Raw genomic sequence first — 16,880 nt, 5'->3', positions numbered from 1 at the left:
AGGGCGGCCGTGTCCGTACCGCATACAAAGGCCGGAGCCGTGGGGGCCCGCCGCCCTGTGCTGACATCTGAACAGGGCGCTTGTCAGTTGTGTGGGTGGCGTGAAAAGCTCTGGCCCTGCCGCGAGGTTTCCCCCAACTCCATTGCCGAAGTGGTGAGTTGACCTCGCTTGTGGATGCAGGAGACCCATGCCCGACCTGCCGACCCCTCAGGACGCCGCCGAGGCCGCGCTGTTCTCGGAGTGCTGGGACGCGGTCCTCGCCTACGCCGATCTGTGCACGTCCGGCTCCACCGCCGCCGCACAGCTGGGCCGCGAGGCGTTCGCACACGGCACGCGTGAGGCCCGCGCGGCCGAAACCGGCCAGGCCAGAAGCGCCGGCCGCCGCGCGGCCCGGCTGCCCCGGATACCCCTGCTGCTGACCGCCGTACGCACCACGGCCGCGGCCTGGGAAGAGGAGGGGCAGGGCCACAAGCTCGACCCCGACCTGCGCCTGTGGCTCAACTCGGACAAGGCCGTCCGCTACACCGGCCCGCCCCTGCGGCGCCCGCTCGCGCTGCGCGGACTGCGCGACCTGCAGCAGGCCGACGCCGAACTGCTGTGGCTGGCCGAGGTGGAGGCGCTGCCGCTGTCCGTGGTCGCCCGCCGCCTGGGCCTCGACCCGGCCACCGCCGCCGACGAACTCCAGCAGGTGCGCACCCTGTTCCGGGACCGATGCCACCGCAACCACCTCGACACCCCGATGGACGCCCAGTGCCGCAGCTACGCCCGGCTGCTGGACGCCGTCACCCGCTCCTCCGCCGCCGACGCCCCGGGTGACCTCTCCCGGCACCTCGCCACCTGCGTCCAGTGCGCCGAGGCCGCAGCCTGTCTGCGGCTGCACGGCGGCGGGCTGCCCGGGGCACTGGCCGGCGGGGTGATCGGCTGGGGCGGCCTCGCCTACCTGGAGCGCCGCCGTCGCGCCGCCGAGGTACGGCTCGGCGCCGGCCGGCCCGACGGGGCGGACAAGGCGCCGGGGGATCCGGAGGACGGGGAGCAGAAGGCGCGCGTCGCCCGCAACGGACTCCTCGTCGCCGCCGTCCTGGTCTCCGTCCTCGCGCTCGGCGTCTCGATGATGCCCTTCGGCGGCTCCGGCGACGACCTCGGAGCACGCGGCGACGCCGGCCGTCAGCCGGTGGCCGACCCCAACCCCGAACCGCCCCTGCCGTCCGCCCCCGACCTGCCGCCCGCGACCTCGAAGCCCGCCGACGACGCCACCGAGAACACGGGCAAGTCGGAGAAGCCCGCCAAACCGGAGGGCACGAACCGCCACACCGAACCGCAGGGCACGTCCTCTCCCACCAAGAGCGGCGAGAGCGGCGAGGGCGGCGAGGGCGAGAACCCCACCTGCCGGGTCGAGTACGACCTGGTCAACCAGTGGCCCGACGGCTTCCAGGCCACGGTCACGGTCACCAGCAGCAAGCCCCTCGACTCCTGGCGCGTGTCCTGGTCCTTCCGCGACGGCCAGCAGGTCGGCCAGATGTGGGACGCCTCCGTCTCCCAGGACGGCTCCCGCGTCACCGCCACCGCCGCCGACTACAACAAGTCGGTCCCCGCGGGCGGCGACCTGGCCTTCGGCTTCCTCGCCTCCTGGCACGGGAAGAACTCCCCGCCGTACGGCTTCACGCTGAACGGCCACGACTGCGCGAAAAGCAGTTGACGCGGCCGGCCCGTGACGGGATAGCGTGACGGCGGTTCCACGAGGAGCCGGATTTCACGAAGAGTCGAGGACCGAGGAGGTGTTGACCGATGGCTGTCATTGCGATGGGCGCTGCCCGCATCCAGTTCATCAAGTCCACCTCCGTGGCCGCCGGCTGATCCGACCGACTGTCGGGCCGGGGGCCGACCTGGAAAGGGTCACCCTTGACTTCCAGCTCCGCTTCATCCGTTTCCTCCGCGCTCGCTCCCTACGGCTGGGACGACGCATGGGCGGACGAGTTCGCCCCGTACGACACCGAAGGACTGCTGCCCGGACGTGTGATCCGGGTCGACCGGGGACAGTGCGACGTCGTCACCGCCGACGGGGTGCTGCGCGCCGACACGGCGTTCGTCACCCCGCACGATCCCCTGCGGGTCGTCTGCACCGGCGACTGGGTCGCCGTCGAACCCGGCGGGAACCCGCGCTACGTCCGCGCGTATCTGCCGCGCCGCACCGCGTTCGTCCGCTCCACCTCCTCCAAGCGGTCCGAGGGGCAGATCCTCGCGGCCAACGTCGACCACGCCATCGTCGCCGTGCCCCTTTCCGTCGAACTCGACCTCGGCCGTATCGAACGGTTCCTCGCGCTCGCCTGGGAATCCGGGGCGCAGCCCCTCGTCGTCCTCACCAAGGCCGACCTCGTACCGGACGCCGTCACCCTCGCCCACCTCGTCCAGGACGTGGAGACCAGCGCGCCCGGCGTGCCGGTGGTGCCGGTCAGCGCTGTGGACGGGGCCGGTCTCGACGTGGTCGCGGCGATCGTCGGCGGGGGGACGTCCGTGCTGCTCGGGCAGTCCGGCGCGGGCAAGTCGACCCTCGCCAACGCGCTGCTCGGCGAGGACGTCATGGCCGTCCAGGCCACCCGGGATGTCGACGGCAAGGGCCGGCACACCACGACGACCCGCAACCTGCTCGCGCTGCCCGGCGGGGGCGTCCTGATCGACACCCCCGGACTGCGGGGCGTGGGACTCTGGGACGCCGAGACCGGCGTCGGGCAGGTGTTCTCCGAGATCGAGGAACTGGCCGAGCGGTGCCGCTTCCACGACTGCGCCCACGAGGCCGAGCCGGGCTGTGCCGTGCTGGCCGCCGTCGAGGAGGGCGACCTGCCGGAGCGGCGGCTGCACAGCTACCGCAAGCTCCTGCGGGAGAACCAGCGCATCGTCGCCAAGACGGACGCCCGGCTCCGGGCGGAGATCCGCAAGGACTGGAAGCGCAAGGGCGCCATCGGAAGGGCCGCGATGGAGGCCAAGCGCGGACCGCACTGGCGTTCGTAGCCGCCCGGTGTCCGGACCGGGGGAGGGAGCGGCGTCCGGAGCGCCGTGTCCGATTTCCGCCAGCGGCAGCCCCGCCGACGGCGGAGACTGGACACCGTGAGGGACGAAGACACGAGGGAAGACCCCAGGTACGAAGCCGTACGCAGTCGTGACGGGCGTTTCGACGGCGCCTTCTTCTTCGCCGTCGAGACGACCGGCATCTACTGCCGGCCGAGCTGCCCCGCGGTCACCCCGAAGCGGGCCAACGTACGGTTCTTCGCCACGGCCGCCGCCGCGCAGGGCTCGGGTTTCCGGGCCTGCCGGCGGTGCCGCCCGGACGCCGTGCCCGGCTCCGCCGAGTGGAACGTCCGCGCGGACGTGGTGGGCCGGGCCATGCGGCTGATCGCCGACGGCGTGGTCGACCGCGAGGGCGTCGCCGGGCTCGCCGGACGGCTCGGCTACAGCGCGCGGCAGGTGCAGCGGCAGCTCACCGCGGAACTCGGCGCCGGACCCGTCGCCCTCGCCCGGGCCCAGCGGGCCCACACCGCCCGAGTCCTGGTGCAGACCACCGACTTGCCGATCACCGAGATCGCGTTCGCGTCGGGCTTCGCCAGCGTGCGGCAGTTCAACGACACCATCCGGGCCGTGTACGCGTCGACCCCGAGCGAACTGCGCGCCGCCGCCGCGCCGAAGAGCGGCCGGTCCGGTCGTACGGCCACCCCGGACGCCGGCATCCCGCTGCGGCTCGCCCACCGCGGCCCCTACCAGGCCGGCCCCGTCTTCGACCTGCTGGAACGCGAGGCCGTGCCCGGCATCGAAGAGGTCTGCGGCCCGCCAGGAGCGCGCACCTACCGGCGCACGCTCCGCCTCCCGTACGGCACCGGCATCGTCGCCGTCGACGAACGCCCCCGCACCGCCCGGACCGGGTCCGGCGCCCACCCGGGCGGCTGGCTCGACGCCCGGCTGCACCTCACCGACCCCCGCGACCTCACCACCGCCGTGCAGCGGCTGCGGCGGCAGTTCGACCTCGACGCCGACCCCTACGCCGTCGACGAGCGCCTCGGCGCCGACCCGGGGCTCGCACCCCTGGTCGCCGCCCGGCCCGGCCTGCGCTCGCCCGGCACCGCCGACCCGGAGGAACTCGCGGTACGCGCACTGGTCGGCCGGGCGGAGGCCGAACGGCTCGTACGGCGGTACGGCAAGGCCCTCGACGCCCCCTGCGGCAGCCTCACGCATCTCTTCCCCGAGCCCGCCGTCCTCGCCGGTGCCGAACCCGGCGGCGCCCTCGGCGCGCTCACCGCCGCCCTCGCCGACCATGCCGTACGCCTGGACCCGGGCGCCGACCGGGACGACGCGCAGGACGCCCTGCGGGCCGTGCCCGGCCTGGACGCCCGCACCATCGCCGAGATCCGCACCCGCGCCCTCGGCGACCCCGACGTGGCCCCACCCGGCGCCGACGTCCCCGGCAGCTGGCGCCCCTGGCGCTCGTACGCCCTGAACCACCTGCGCGCAGCAGGGAAGTGGGAGTTGTGATGACCTCGACGTACTGGACGAACGTGGCCTCCCCGCTCGGGCCGCTGCTCCTCACCGCCGCCCCGGACGGTGCGCTGACCTCGCTGTCCGTGCCCGGGCAGAAGGGCGGACGCGTGGTGGAGGACGACTGGCGGCAGGACCCGGGGCCGTTCCGCGAGGCCGAGGAGCAGCTCGCCGCCTACTTCGCCGGGGACCTGAAGGAGTTCCGGCTGGCCCGGCGCACCGACGGCTCCGTCTTCCGGGAGAAGGTCTGGGCCGCGCTGGACGACATCCCGTACGGCTCGACCGTGACCTACGGCGAGATCGCCGCGCGCATCGGGGCGCCCAGGGCCGCCGTACGTGCCGTGGGCGGGGCGATCGGCGCCAATCCGCTGCTGGTCGTCCGGCCGTGCCACCGGGTGATCGGGGCCGACGGGACGCTGACCGGCTATGCGGGCGGCCTGGAGCGCAAGGTACGGCTGCTGACGCACGAGGGGGTGCTGTAGGAGCGTGTTCTCACGCCCCGAAAACGGCCCCCAGCCAGGCCGCCGCGATCAGCTGGCAGGTGAACAGCTCCGCCAGCACGCTGGAGCCGCCCGAGCGCATCGCCGTGCGCACGGCCGCGACGGCCTCGGCGTGGCGGCCGAGGCGGAGGCGTTCGGCGAGGTAGATGCCGGCCAGGAAACCGGGGATCGCGCCGATGACGGGGAGCAGGACGAAGCCGAGGGTGGATCCCGCTCCGGCGTAGGCCAGCATGCGCTGGGTGGCGCCGCTCGCCTGCAGCCGCCGGGGAGGCAGGGCCCAGCGCACTCCTTGGGAGACGAACATCAAAACCGTGGCTCCCACCAGGATCCACCAGGCGACGGGCTGCGGGTCCTTCAGCGCCCACCACATGACCGCGGCCCACACCAGCAACGAACCGGGCACCGCGGGCAGCAGCACTCCGCACAGACCGAGCAGGATGACCAGCCCGACCAGCAGGAGGTCCCACACTCCCATCTGACCAGCCTGCCGGAATAGGGGAGAAGACGCAGGTCAGAAGCGTAGTCGCGGTTCAGACCCGCAGGTCAGCCGCGCGCGGCCGCCGGGACATGGTCATATCGCATGACCGTTCTACGGCTCACTCGACGCGTGGTTCACGGCGCCGTGAGAGGCCGGTTTTTCCACAAGCCCCGTTTCATCCGGCCCCTGCGGTGGACAATTAGGGGCATGAGCCAGCAGGGGGGAAGGCCCACCGGTCCCGAGGACGACTGGTGGGGGCAGTTGTACGACGACTCCACCGGCGACACGGGCCCCGCACCCGCACCCGATTCCCTCGACGACCGCTTCGCCTCGGCGGCGGGGGCGGTGGGCGACCGGGACGTTCCGGGAACGGGGGCAGGGAAGAGGACCGGCTCCGAGCCGGTGGTTCCGGCGCCTCGCTCCGGCGCCGACGACGTCATGGACACCCCACGTTCCGACCGGTCACCCCACCGCGCCCCCTGGGAGCCACCACCCGCCCGTCCGACGGGGCCGGTGACGTTCCCGACTGCGGCGACAGGGACGACGATCCCCGCATCGGGGACGTCCCCCGACCCACCGACGGTCCCTCCGCCGCCCCCGGCGCCTCCCGTCTGGCCGGGGCCCGAGGCCCGCTCGACCACGGCGGATGCCCCGCCCAGGGGCCCCACAGGACCGACAGCCGAGTCCGGCCGAGGCGGGGCCGAAATCCCCGCCGCCGAGCCGGGCGGCGCTGAGTCTTCCGGGGCCGGGCCCGATGGGGCCGCGCTCCGCACTCCCCGGCCCGGCGGGGCCGCATCCCCCGCCCCAGCCGGACCGCCGCCCGCACCGCCTCGCCCCGCAGATCCGCCGCCCGCACCACCTCGCCCGGCAGATCCGCCGCCCGCACCACCTCGCCCGGCAGACCCTCCGCCGACGTCACCACCGCTCGCCGACTCCCCGCCCACGCCACCCCGGCCGGCCGGTTCGCCCCCACGCCCTCACCGCCCGCCGACCTCCCGCCCGACCAGCCCGAACCGCGGTTCGAGCGCCCCGCGTCCTCCCCCCGGCCCCGTGGCCACGTCGGCTCTCGGCCGCCCACCTACGACGCCGAACCCACGGCGCTCCCGCTCGCCGATCCCGATGATCTGGACGACCTCGTCGCGGACACCGTGCTCGACGGGGCCCGGTACGGGGCCTGCACGGTGCGGGCCGTGTCCGTGCGGGGGGACTCCGCGCGGTACCGGGGCGAGCCGCGGCGGGACTCGCTGCTGACCGCGCGGTTCGGCACGGGCGAGCAGGCGCTGCTGCTGGTGGCGATGGCGACCGGGGCGCGGGCCACGCCGGGGGCGCACCGGGCCGCCGCCGAGGCCTGTCACTGGATCGGGCGGGCCGTCGGACGCAGCCACGCGCGGCTCGTGGAGGACATAAGGGCGGGGCGGCGCGGCGACCTGAAGTCCGGACTGCACCGCCTCACCGACCGCAGCCTCGGCAAGCTCCGCGCCAGCGCCGCCGAACAGGGCGTCGACCCGGAGGAGTACGCGGCCGGCCTGCGCTGTCTGCTGCTGCCCGCCGACCCCGAGTGCCGTACGCGCGTCTTCTTCGGCGTCGGGCCCGGCGGGCTGTTCCGGCTGCGGGACGGCGAGTGGCAGGACATCGAACCGCAGGTCGCCGAGATCAAGGGCGAACCCGTCGTGGGCTTCGGATCGCCGCCCTCCGAGACGCCCGACGGCGACCGGCTCACCATGGACCTGGGCATCCCGACCCCGCCCAGCCCCTACGAACCGGCGCCGGAACCACCCCGCGAACCCTTCCGCTTCCGCACCTCCGTCGCCCGCCCGGGTGACACGCTCCTCGTGTGCAGCGCCGGCCTCGCCGAGCCGCTGCGCGGCGAACCCGAACTGGGCGAGTACCTCGCCGAGCGGTGGTCCCGCCCCGAGCCGCCCGGCCTCGCCGCGTTCCTCGCGGACTCCCAAGTACGGGTCAAGGGTTATGCGGACGACCGTACGGCCGCGGCCGTTTGGGAGGCGTGAGGACGTCTCCTGTGACTTGATGGAACCCGGAGGGATCCCAGGAGACCGAAGGGGCAGACGAGAGACATGGCCAAACAGAACGTCGCGGAACAGTTCGTCGACATCCTGACGCGTGCCGGAGTCAAACGCCTCTACGGAGTCGTCGGCGACAGCCTCAACCCGGTCGTGGACGCCGTCCGCCGCAACTCCGCCATCGACTGGATCCACGTGCGGCACGAGGAGACCGCCGCCTTCGCCGCCGGGGCGGAAGCGCAGATCACCGGCAAGCTCGCCGCCTGCGCCGGCTCCTGCGGGCCCGGCAACCTCCATCTCATCAACGGCCTCTACGACGCCCACCGCTCCATGGCCCCGGTCCTCGCCCTCGCCTCGCACATCCCGTCCAGCGAGATCGGCCTCGGCTACTTCCAGGAAACCCACCCCGACCAGCTGTTCCGCGAGTGCAGCCACTACAGCGAGCTGATCTCCAGCCCGAAGCAGATGCCCCGGCTCCTCCAGACCGCCATCCAGAACGCCGTCGGCCGCTCCGGCGTCAGCGTCGTCTCCCTGCCCGGCGACATCGCCGCCGAGCCCGCCCCGGAGAAGGCCGCCGAGACCGCCCTCGTCACCGCCCGGCCGACCGTCCGCCCCGGCGACGCCGAGATCGACCGGCTCGTCGAGATGATCGACGACGCCGACAAGGTCACCCTGTTCTGCGGCAGCGGCACGGCCGGCGCGCACGCCGAGGTCATGGAGTTCGCCGGGAAGATCAAGTCTCCGGTGGGGCACGCGCTGCGCGGCAAGGAGTGGATCCAGTACGACAATCCGTTCGACGTCGGGATGAGCGGGCTGCTCGGGTACGGCGCCGCCTACGAGGCCACCCACGAGTGCGACCTGCTGATCCTGCTCGGCACGGACTTCCCGTACAACGCCTTCCTCCCCGACGACGTGAAGATCGCCCAGGTCGACGTCCGGCCCGAACACCTCGGCCGCCGCTCGAAACTGGACCTCGCGGTGTGGGGGGACGTGCGGGAGACGCTGCGCTGCCTCATCCCGAGGGTGCGGGAGAAGAAGAACCGGCGCTTCCTCGAACGGATGCTGAAGAAGCACGCGGACGCGCTGGAGGGGGTGGTGAAGGCGTACACCCGCAAGGTCGACAAGCACGTGCCGATCCACCCCGAGTACGTGGCGTCCGTGCTCGACGAAGTCGCCTCCGACGACGCCGTGTTCACCGTCGACACCGGCATGTGCAACGTCTGGGCCGCCCGCTACATCTCACCCAACGGCCGCCGTCGCGTCATCGGTTCCTTCTCCCACGGCTCGATGGCCAACGCGCTGCCCATGGCGATCGGCGCGCAGTTCACCGACCGGGGGCGGCAGGTCGTGTCGATGTCCGGCGACGGCGGGTTCTCCATGCTGATGGGCGACTTCCTGACGCTGGTGCAGTACGACCTCCCGGTCAAGGTCGTCCTCTTCAACAACTCCTCCCTCGGCATGGTCGAGTTGGAGATGCTGGTCGCCGGACTCCCGTCCTACGGCACCACCAACAAGAACCCCGACTTCGCCGCCGTCGCCCGCGCCTGCGGTGCCTACGGGGTACGCGTCGAGAAGCCCAAGGACCTCGCCGGGGCACTGAAGGACGCCTTCAAGCACAAGGGCCCGGCCCTCGTCGACGTCGTCACCGACCCCAACGCCCTGTCCATCCCGCCGAAGATCAAGGCCGAGATGGTGACCGGGTTCGCCCTGTCCGCATCCAAGATGGTGCTGGACGGCGGGGTCGGCCGGATGGTGCAGATGGCCCGCTCCAACCTGCGCAACGTGCCCCGGCTCTAGCCGTAGGGCGCCCACCGGCGTTCGGAGGTGTCGTACGTGTAGCGGGGCAGGCCCTTGATGCCGCTGGTCCGGAACGGGCGGCCGGCGTCGTCGATGCGGACGGTGCCCTTGCGGCCCTGGGAGGACCAGTCGAGCTCCAGGTACCAGCGGCAGTCGCACCCCTGGGTCCTGGCGTTGACCAGCAGCACCTCGGGGTCGCGGGCGGAGACCCGGTAGGGCATGCGCACCGCCGGGATCGGCGTACCCGCGTCGCTCCCGGCCACCGCGCGGGCGATGGGGCGGTCCTTGTCCAGGTTCACGTCGAAGGAGCGCGGGGTGATCGAACCGCCGCAGCCCTGGTCCATGGCATAGGCGTTGCCCGGCGCGGGTGCCGAGCGTCCCACCACGCGTACGCGCAGCGCCTCCAGCACGACGGCCGTGTCGGTCCGCCCCTGGACGGACAGCCGCACGAGCGTCTCGCCGCCGTGCACCGCGTTCTGCGACGCGGCCCAGACCCCGGCGTCCTGCGGGACGGGCGGCGGGGGCACCTGCGCGGGCGGCTTGGCGACGACGTAGTCGTGACCACAGCCGAGCTTCCACGCCTGGGAGTCGGCGGACCAGGTGAGGGGTGGGGCGGAGGCGGTCTTGCCGGCGGGCGGGGTGGTGCGGACGGAGGGGGACGGGGAGGGCTTCAGCCGCTTCGGGGTGGCGGAGGGTGAAGACCGCCGCGGAGCGGGGGAGGTGCCGCTCGGGGCAGGGGAGGGGCTCTTCCCGTCCGGGGCTTCCGTCTTCGCCGTACCGGACGGGGCCGGAGCGGCAGTGCCGGGCCGGTCGCCGGCGGACGCACGTCGCCCGTCCGGCAGCGCGGCGAGGCTCCCGAGCGCCGCCAACACCGCGCAGGCGGCGGCCAGTCCGACCGCGACGCGTCCGCGGCGGTACCAGGGGAGGCCGGGGAGCGAGTCCGCTTCCGCAGGGCTTTCGACAGGGCCGTCCGCCGTGTCGGTGTCGGTGTCGGTGTCGGTGTCCGTATCCGTATCCGTGTCCGTGCCCGTCTCCGCCGGACCGGCAGCGCTCGCCGGCCGAGGACGCTGCCGCGCCGCCACCGCGAGGAGCCAGCGGCGGTGCAGCTCCAGACGTTCCTCCGCTGACGCCCCGCACAGGGCGGCGAAGCGCTCCACGGGCGCGAAGTCGAGCGGGACCGCCTCGCCCGCGCAGTAGCGGTGCAGGGTCGAGGTGTTCATGTTCAGGCGGCGGGCCAGTGAACCGTAACTGCGGTCCGTGCGCTCCTTCAGCGTCCTCAGCAGCGCCGCGAACTCCCCGACGTCGTCGACGCCGTCCTGTACCGACACCGTTCCCCCGTCCTTTCGGCTCGGCCCGGCCCGGAACGGCATCCCAGGCACCCCATGTACCTGCACGTCAGACGGGCTGGGATGGTTCCACCGTGCCGGATCGGATGCGAGCTGTTGCATCCGGGCGGTGGGACCGCTGATGCTCTTGGTGTCGCACCGACCAGGCCCGGGCCGACCAGCCGGCCTCGCCGCGGCATCCACATCCACGCACTCGTCCACGGGGGAACACCCATGCCCATGCGCATCCGAGCAAGCGCTCTCACCGCCCTGACCGTCGCCGCCCTCGCGGCGGGCACGGTCCTCACGGCACCGGCCGCCGGTGCCGCGCCGAAGGCCGCCGCACCGAAGTTCCTGTCGGCGTCCCAGCTGCCGCCGCACCCGAGCTCGGCCTGGACGGCCGGCCCGGTCACCGACGGGTTCCCGGAGGGACTCGGCTCCTGCGTGAGCACGGAGGGCGTGCTCGACTACGACTACCGGCACCGGGAGTTCCGGACCGACCTGGAAACCAGCGCCGTGCAGTTGACCGTCGTGACGGGCACAGCCGCCCAGGCCAAGGCCCTGGCGAAGCACTACGACGACCTGATCCGCACCTGCGCCGACCGCATCGAGGAGACCTCTCCGGACGTCGAGGCCGAGGGCCGGGACTACGGTTCACTGCCGGTCGAGGAGGGCGCCCGCGTCCGCGGCCTGCACACCGAGACGTCCTGGGGCGCCACGGACATCTCGCTGCTGTCCGTCGGGCGGGACGGCAGGACCGTCACCGTCGTGCAGTGGGGACAGATGGGCGACTTCGACGACGCGCCCGTGGCCGCCTTCAAGAAGACGACGACCACCGCCGTCAACAAGCTGTACTGACCGCGCGGCCACCCGAGAAGGACCGGGGCCGTCCTCCGCCACGGGGGTGGGGAGGACGGCCCCGTACCGGCCGGGAACCCCGGGAAGACCGTCGTACTTCGGCCAACTTCACCGGACCGCGGCGCACGGGGACCAGTCGCCCCGCGGCTTCGCCGCGTACGGAAGGAACGGCAGCCGGCCGTCGGCAGTTCGTCCGATCTCCGGCGGTCAGGATCCGCCGCGGGACGACCACCGGCTGCCCTCTTGTCTCCCCTTTCCGCGCCGCCGCACCGCTCAGGGCCGGTCCGTCCGGCCAGCCGGTCCCGGCCGGATGGCCGAACACCCGGTCGTTGACGATTCGAGATGACTGCCGCGTGCCCGACGGGGCATGGATCCCCGTGAACGTGTTCGAGCAGGAGGGGAACCGACATCGGCGCGCGGGCGGGGGTCATGGAGAGGCAGGCACGAGGAGGCGGTCCCATAACGATCGGGGCCTTCTCGGCGAAGACGGCGGAGGACCAGACCGAAGACGTCACGGAGCAGGTGGCGGCACCTCAGTTGAGGCGCAGGCTCGGGCGGGCGGACCTACGGGCCGTGCCGGAAGCCCGCAGGGCCCTGCGAGAACTGCTCGGGCAGTGGGGGAGGACCGCACGAGCGGACGTGGCGGAACTGCTCACCAGTGAACTCGTCACCAACGCGATCGTCCACACCGACCACGACGCGGTCCTGACGGCCACCGTCGGACCCCGTGGACTACGGGTGGAGGTACGGGACTTCGTGGCCCGCAGACCCCGGCTGCGCGTACCGGTCGCCGACGACGGTACGAACGGCAGAGGCCTGTTCCTGGTGCAGTCCCTCGCGGACGCCTGGGGCGTCAGGCCGCACGGAGTGGGCAAAGCCGTCTGGTTCGAGCTGGAGGCCGAGGCGGCGTGAACAACGGAGCGGCACGGAGGATGAGGAACGGAGAAAGGGGCGCGGCCCGCAGGCCACGCCCCTTCCCGGCTCTGTCCGAGTGCGGCCAGGTCAGCCGAACTGCTGCTCCAGGTCCTTGAGCTTGCGCTCCAGCGAGTCGAGGCGCGGCAGCGCCTGCGTGTCGTCCTCCGCGGTTAGGTCGACGGTCACCGGGTCAGCTCCATGGCGGACGGGCTGAAGGGAGGGACGCGAGCGGACGGGCAGTTGTTCCGGCGCGGATATGGCAGGCTCCGCGGAGACCTGCGAGGAGCCGCGCTCCACCTGCACCTCCAGCTGCCGGCCGCCACCACGGCCGAGGTGGCCGCGGTGCCCGCGGCTGATCGCCTTCAACTGGGCGCGCTCCACGCGCTGCTGGTCGCGCCGCCGCTGCCGGGCCTCGTCCTTCTTGCGCTTGTCGTCGCGCACCTCGTCGACGGCCTCGTCCAGGCTGCGCACACCCTCCAGAAGCATCAGCGACCAGGCCTTGTACGTCTCCCGGGGGGCCCGCAGCCAGCGCACGATACGGATCTGCGGCAGCGGGCGCGGCACCAGGCCCTGCTCGCGCAGGGCGGCCCGGCGGGTCTGCTTCAGCGCGCGGTCGAAGAGCACCGCCGCCGAGAGCGACATGCCGGCGAAGAAGTGGGGAGCGCCGTCGTGGCCGACGCCCCTGGGCGCGTGCACCCAGTTGAACCAGGCCGCGGCGAGCGCGAACGTCCATACCAGTATCCGCGAGCCGAGCGCCGCGTCACCGTGGCTGGCCTCGCGCACCGCGAGTACGGAGCAGAACATCGCCGCGCCGTCCAGGCCGAACGGGACGAGGTACTGCCAGCCGTTGGACAGGCCGAGGTTCTGCTCGCCGAAGCCGACCAGGCCGTGGAAGGAAAGCGCGGCGGCGACGGCCGCGCAGCAGAACAGGAGGACGTAGGAGACGGTGCCGTAAAGGGCCTCTTTGCGTCTGCGGCGTTCCTCGCTGCGCTCCCAGGAATCGTCCGCGCTCGTGTCCTTGACCGAGGAGCGCTTGCCGCGCGCGAGCACCGCCACCGCCGCCAGCATGCCCAGGAGAAGCACGGCGCCCGGAAGCAGCCAGTTCAGCGATATGTCGGTCAGTCTCATCTGGGTGGTCCCTTGCATTGGGATAGGGCGTAACGCCCGCCATAGTGGCCCAATCCCACCGGCCCTCAGGGGGTTTCGGGGCAAGAGGCCGCCAAGGAAGTGCAAGGGATTGCCCAGGGCGGCATTCTGCTCGAACTGCCGCTTGAGGGGCAGGAGTTGAGTTCGAAGAAGAGTACCCGTACGGGTGGTTCCCCGGAAAGTTTCCGTGACCCGTGAGGAGGGAGTGAATCGGCTGCGCGCGAGTGGGTGGCCGGTTCGGCGATGATCCTACCGGGGTGGTGGGACTGCTCTGTCCCGGTCTGCCCGGGGTTGCCTCAACTGGCCGTGGCCAGCAGCTTGGTGACCCGGTCGGCGTCACAGGTGCGCGGGCAGGTGGCGCAGGTGTCCTCGGGGCGCAGGGTGTAGAACATGCAGCAGCTCGCGCGGTCCCGGGTGCGCAGCGGCTCGCCGTCGGGGCCGGTCAGTTCGCGGAAGGCCGCAGTGCCCACGTACGGCTTGGTCGCGCCCGGCAGGAGCAGCTCCAGCTCGCGCATCGCACGCCGCTCCTCGATCTCGCCGAGCAGCTGGGCGACGTACCAGAGCCCCTCGACGATCTCGTCCGTCGCCATACCCCACAGCGCCCGGCCGCGGCGCCGCATCCGGGGGCCGAAACCGGCCAGGACCGGCTCCAGGTGCTCCGCGACCGCCGACCGCACCTCGGCCCGCAGTGCCTCCTCGTCCGGGACGACCCGGGCGCCGGGCAGTGCGGCCGCCTCGTCGCCGGGCAGACAGGCGAAGCCGGCCGGGCGGACGGCCAGGTGGCCGACGGGGTGGGCGGGGGCGGTGCGGTCGTACGAGACGTGCGTCACCGGGTAGCGGGGCACGCGGCGGTGCAGGAACCAGGGGACGGTGATCAGGAGGCAGGCGGGCCAGGCGTACCGGTGCAGGCCGAAGCTGGCGATCACGTCGGGCCGCGCCTGCCGGCCGTAGTCCCGGTGTATCTGGGCGTCGTCCCAGGACAGGTAGGCGTCGAGGCCGGGGCCGGCTTCCGCGAGCGCGGCGGCGGTGGTCCAGTTGCCGCCCTGGGGGGTCTCGTCCTCGGCGGTCAGTTCGGTGATGGCCAGCCCCGGGAGGACCTCGGTCAGCCGGGCGTACGCGCCGGAGAGGGCCGAAGGGGGCAGGGGCATGTGATCACCGGTCCGCGTGAGGCGTTTGAAGGTAAGGCTTACCTTACCCAAGATCGCTGGGATTTGAACTGGCGGCCGGTGCGCTTATGGTGCTTGACGGACGAGTAACAACCCGCCGTAATGACCCCAAGTACCGATACGTCCGGAGGAGGAGCCGAGCCGTGAAGCAGGGCGCGCAGGGTTCCGCCGGGGCGGAGGTGCCTGGGGGAGAGGTGCCGAGGGGAGACGTGCCGGGTGGGCAGGTCCGGGTGCCACAGCAGGCTGGGGCTGCTGATGCGGGTCGGGTGAGGCCTGGAGCCGGTGTCGAGGTGGTGCGGGGTGAGCACACGCACAGTGAGCCGGTCCTGCCGGCCGTTCCGCGGGGGCGGCCTGTCGTTCAGCGGTCCTCGGTGCGTGGGCAGATCGTCGATGCGCTGCGGGCCGCGCTGGTGGCCGGGGACCTGAGGCCCGGGGAGGTGTACTCGGCGCCGGTGCTGGGGGAGCGGTTCGGGGTTTCGGCGACGCCGGTGCGGGAGGCCATGCAGCAGCTGGCCCTGGAGGGTGCCGTCGAGGTCGTGCCGAACCGTGGGTTCCGGGTGGTCGAGCGGGGAGCGCGGGAGCTGGCGGAGCTGGCCGAGGTGCGGGCGCTGATCGAGGTGCCGGTGATGCTGCGGCTGGCCCGTACCGTGCCGGCGGAGCGCTGGGCCGAGCTGCGTCCCCTCGCCGAGGCGACGGTCCGCGCGGCGTCCTCCGGCTGCCGTGCGACCTACGCGGAGTCCGACCGGGGGTTCCACCGGGCGGTGCTGTCCCTCTCCGGGAACGAGCAGCTGGTCCAGATCGCGGAGGACCTGCACCGGCGGGCGCAGTGGCCGCTGGTGGGGAGCGGGCCGGGGATGCGGGGCCGGGCCGATCTGGTGGCGGACGCGCACGAACACACGGCGTTGCTGGACGCGTTGATCGCCCGGGATCTGGATGTGGTGCGGGCGCTGGTGGGGGAGCACTTCGCGGGCGCGGGGTGAGTGGTGTCCGCGCGCGCCGTTTGCGCCTGACGCCGGGTGGTGGGTCGGGGCCGCGCCGGGGGGTGCCCGTCCTCGGAACGGCGCGAGGGGGTCGGACCCCGACTGGCTGTCCGTTGACGCGCCGACCGCTGCGGGCGGACACCCCCCGACACGTCCCCTTCCGTGCGTCGGCGGGTGCGGGCGCGTCTCGGCTTAGCTGCGGGCAGTCGTGCCTCCCCCAGTGCCTTAAGGGCCTGGGAGGTGCCCCCAGGCGGCACGGGTGGGCGCAGCGGCACCCCGCTCCGCCGGGCTGCGGACCCACCCGGCCTCAGTGACAACGCCGGGTACCTTCGAACGCCGTCAAGCTGTCGCCGCTGGAGGGGCCGGGGCCAGCTGCCGGGCCAGCCACGTCGGCACACCCCCGAGCAACCGGAACAACCGCCGTGCCTCCTCCCGCAGTCGCGACGCCTCCGGCTCCGTCTCCGTGTCGGCGAGCGACACCAGCGCCGGTGCCGTGCCGACGAGATAACCCAGCTCCTCACGGATCCGCAGCGACTCCGCGAAACCGTGCCGCGCCTCCGCCAACTCCCCGTCCCACAACGCGAGTCCGGCCAGGTGCCGCCACGTGAACGACAGCAGCAACGGGTCGGACTGTGCCGTCGCCCCCGCGTGCGCACGGCGATACGCGGCCCGCGCCGCCTGCGGGGAACGTGTCAGGTTCTCCGCGAGCAACCCGCGACGGAAGTCCAGCAGGGCCCGCTGCGGAGCCCCCGGAGGGATCAGCGCCGCGGCCCGCCCCAGCGCCGCCCGCGCCTCGTCGGCCCGGTCGCGCACCGTGAGCACCGTCGCGGCGTAGGCCAAGTACCCGCGTTCACAAGCGGCCGCGCCCCGCTCGTCGTCGCTGTGGGCCAGCGCCTCCGCCGTGCGCAGGGCGTCCTCGGCCTCCTCCCAGCCCTGCTCCGTGTACAGACACCGTTCCACCAGCAGCGACGCGCGTTGCAGCGCCGCCGCGGGGGTGTCCGGCAGGAGCAGGGCGGCCGCGTCGGCCCAGCACGCGCGTGAGCGCAGCCGCCATACCGCGGTCTGGAGGGGATCGTCACCGGCGGTCGTTCCGTTACCAGACATGGCGGAATGCGCCACGTTGCCCTCCCCGAGCACGCCATCGAGCTGTTGAGTGGTGGCGGCATCTCAGCA

The 16,880-nt window shown here is 73.1% G+C and carries 14 protein-coding genes; 9 read left to right on the top strand and 5 right to left on the bottom strand.

Annotated features, from left to right (window positions below):
• Nucleotides 1-187 precede the first annotated feature (187 nt).
• From MQE23_RS10195 to MQE23_RS10180, 4 genes are all read left to right on the top strand, one after another.
• Nucleotides 188-1,696, top strand: coding sequence for a cellulose-binding domain-containing protein (locus MQE23_RS10195; protein WP_243378928.1), 1,509 nt, complete (start codon nt 188-190; stop codon nt 1,694-1,696).
• Nucleotides 1,697-1,899: 203 nt separating this feature from the next.
• The gene (gene rsgA / locus MQE23_RS10190) at nt 1,900-3,006 is read left to right on the top strand and encodes a ribosome small subunit-dependent GTPase A (protein ID WP_020275436.1); all 1,107 of its coding nucleotides are present in this window, start codon (nt 1,900-1,902) and stop codon (nt 3,004-3,006) included.
• 96 nt (nt 3,007-3,102) lie between these two features.
• Nucleotides 3,103-4,518: an AlkA N-terminal domain-containing protein gene (locus tag MQE23_RS10185; protein WP_020275435.1), complete on the top strand. Its 1,416-nt coding sequence runs from the start codon at nt 3,103-3,105 to the stop codon at nt 4,516-4,518.
• On the top strand, nt 4,518-5,003 hold the full coding sequence (locus MQE23_RS10180) for a methylated-DNA--[protein]-cysteine S-methyltransferase (protein ID WP_243378927.1): 486 nt from the start codon (nt 4,518-4,520) through the stop codon (nt 5,001-5,003). The genes MQE23_RS10185 and MQE23_RS10180 overlap by 1 nt, the downstream gene beginning before the upstream one ends.
• A 10-nt stretch (nt 5,004-5,013) precedes the next feature.
• Here the strand turns inward: MQE23_RS10180 and MQE23_RS10175 are convergent, their stop codons facing one another.
• Nucleotides 5,014-5,496 carry a DUF456 domain-containing protein gene (locus MQE23_RS10175; RefSeq protein ID WP_243378926.1) on the bottom strand — a complete coding sequence of 161 codons (483 nt, stop codon included), beginning with the start codon at nt 5,494-5,496 and terminating at the stop codon, nt 5,014-5,016.
• A 1,193-nt stretch (nt 5,497-6,689) separates the two neighbouring features.
• Here MQE23_RS10175 and MQE23_RS10170 point away from each other — a divergent pair.
• Both MQE23_RS10170 and MQE23_RS10165 read left to right on the top strand, forming a co-directional pair.
• On the top strand, nt 6,690-7,508 hold the full coding sequence (locus MQE23_RS10170) for a protein phosphatase 2C domain-containing protein (RefSeq protein WP_243378925.1): 819 nt from the start codon (nt 6,690-6,692) through the stop codon (nt 7,506-7,508).
• Nucleotides 7,509-7,574: 66 nt separating this feature from the next.
• Nucleotides 7,575-9,317 carry a pyruvate dehydrogenase gene (locus MQE23_RS10165; protein ID WP_243378924.1) on the top strand — a complete coding sequence of 581 codons (1,743 nt, stop codon included), beginning with the start codon at nt 7,575-7,577 and terminating at the stop codon, nt 9,315-9,317.
• Here MQE23_RS10165 and MQE23_RS10160 read toward each other — a convergent pair.
• Nucleotides 9,314-10,645 (bottom strand): helix-turn-helix transcriptional regulator, encoded by a 1,332-nt coding sequence (locus tag MQE23_RS10160; protein WP_243378923.1) that lies wholly within the window; start codon nt 10,643-10,645, stop codon nt 9,314-9,316. The genes MQE23_RS10165 and MQE23_RS10160 overlap by 4 nt on opposite strands.
• Nucleotides 10,646-10,876: 231 nt before the next feature.
• Between MQE23_RS10160 and MQE23_RS10155 the strand changes: the two genes are divergently transcribed.
• Both MQE23_RS10155 and MQE23_RS10150 read left to right on the top strand, forming a co-directional pair.
• Nucleotides 10,877-11,500 carry a hypothetical protein gene (locus MQE23_RS10155; protein WP_037671850.1) on the top strand — a complete coding sequence of 208 codons (624 nt, stop codon included), beginning with the start codon at nt 10,877-10,879 and terminating at the stop codon, nt 11,498-11,500.
• A 429-nt stretch (nt 11,501-11,929) separates the two neighbouring features.
• Complete coding sequence (locus MQE23_RS10150; protein WP_243378922.1) at nt 11,930-12,412, top strand: ATP-binding protein; 483 nt, start codon at nt 11,930-11,932, stop codon at nt 12,410-12,412.
• A 90-nt stretch (nt 12,413-12,502) separates the two neighbouring features.
• Here MQE23_RS10150 and MQE23_RS10145 read toward each other — a convergent pair whose 3' ends face one another.
• Together MQE23_RS10145 and MQE23_RS10140 are read right to left on the bottom strand one after the other, a co-directional pair.
• Nucleotides 12,503-13,543, bottom strand: coding sequence for a DUF2637 domain-containing protein (locus MQE23_RS10145; RefSeq protein ID WP_037671848.1), 1,041 nt, complete (start codon nt 13,541-13,543; stop codon nt 12,503-12,505).
• A 314-nt stretch (nt 13,544-13,857) separates the two neighbouring features.
• Nucleotides 13,858-14,709, bottom strand: a complete 852-nt coding sequence (locus MQE23_RS10140) for a (2Fe-2S)-binding protein (protein WP_020275426.1) — start codon at nt 14,707-14,709, stop codon at nt 13,858-13,860.
• A gap of 212 nt (nt 14,710-14,921) precedes the next feature.
• Here MQE23_RS10140 and MQE23_RS10135 point away from each other — a divergent pair, with 212 nt between their 5' ends.
• Nucleotides 14,922-15,707, top strand: a complete 786-nt coding sequence (locus MQE23_RS10135; protein ID WP_243382562.1) for a GntR family transcriptional regulator — start codon at nt 14,922-14,924, stop codon at nt 15,705-15,707.
• Between the two features lie 339 nt (nt 15,708-16,046).
• Here the strand turns inward: MQE23_RS10135 and MQE23_RS10130 are convergent, their stop codons facing one another.
• Nucleotides 16,047-16,826, bottom strand: a complete 780-nt coding sequence (locus MQE23_RS10130) for a hypothetical protein (RefSeq protein WP_037671860.1) — start codon at nt 16,824-16,826, stop codon at nt 16,047-16,049.
• Between the last annotated feature and the right edge of the window lie 54 nt (nt 16,827-16,880).

The sequence above is a fragment of the Streptomyces sp. HP-A2021 genome, assembly GCF_022807935.1.
GTDB lineage: Bacteria > Actinomycetota > Actinomycetes > Streptomycetales > Streptomycetaceae > Streptomyces > Streptomyces afghaniensis.
Note: the sequence above shows the minus strand (reverse complement) of the source record. Positions and strands in the feature narration are given on the sequence as shown.

What these genes read in the sequence shown, in the direction of transcription:
- MQE23_RS10195 (WP_243378928.1), top strand. Translation starts at nt 188, where the DNA reads ATGCCCGACCTGCCGACCCCTCAGGACGCCGCCGAGGCCGCGCTGTTC.
- MQE23_RS10180 (WP_243378927.1), top strand. Translation starts at nt 4,518, where the DNA reads ATGACCTCGACGTACTGGACGAACGTGGCCTCCCCGCTCGGGCCGCTG.
- MQE23_RS10175 (WP_243378926.1), bottom strand. Translation starts at nt 5,496, where the DNA reads ATGGGAGTGTGGGACCTCCTGCTGGTCGGGCTGGTCATCCTGCTCGGT.
- MQE23_RS10165 (WP_243378924.1), top strand. Translation starts at nt 7,575, where the DNA reads ATGGCCAAACAGAACGTCGCGGAACAGTTCGTCGACATCCTGACGCGT.
- MQE23_RS10155 (WP_037671850.1), top strand. Translation starts at nt 10,877, where the DNA reads ATGCCCATGCGCATCCGAGCAAGCGCTCTCACCGCCCTGACCGTCGCC.
- MQE23_RS10150 (WP_243378922.1), top strand. Translation starts at nt 11,930, where the DNA reads ATGGAGAGGCAGGCACGAGGAGGCGGTCCCATAACGATCGGGGCCTTC.
- MQE23_RS10145 (WP_037671848.1), bottom strand. Translation starts at nt 13,543, where the DNA reads ATGAGACTGACCGACATATCGCTGAACTGGCTGCTTCCGGGCGCCGTG.
- MQE23_RS10140 (WP_020275426.1), bottom strand. Translation starts at nt 14,709, where the DNA reads ATGCCCCTGCCCCCTTCGGCCCTCTCCGGCGCGTACGCCCGGCTGACC.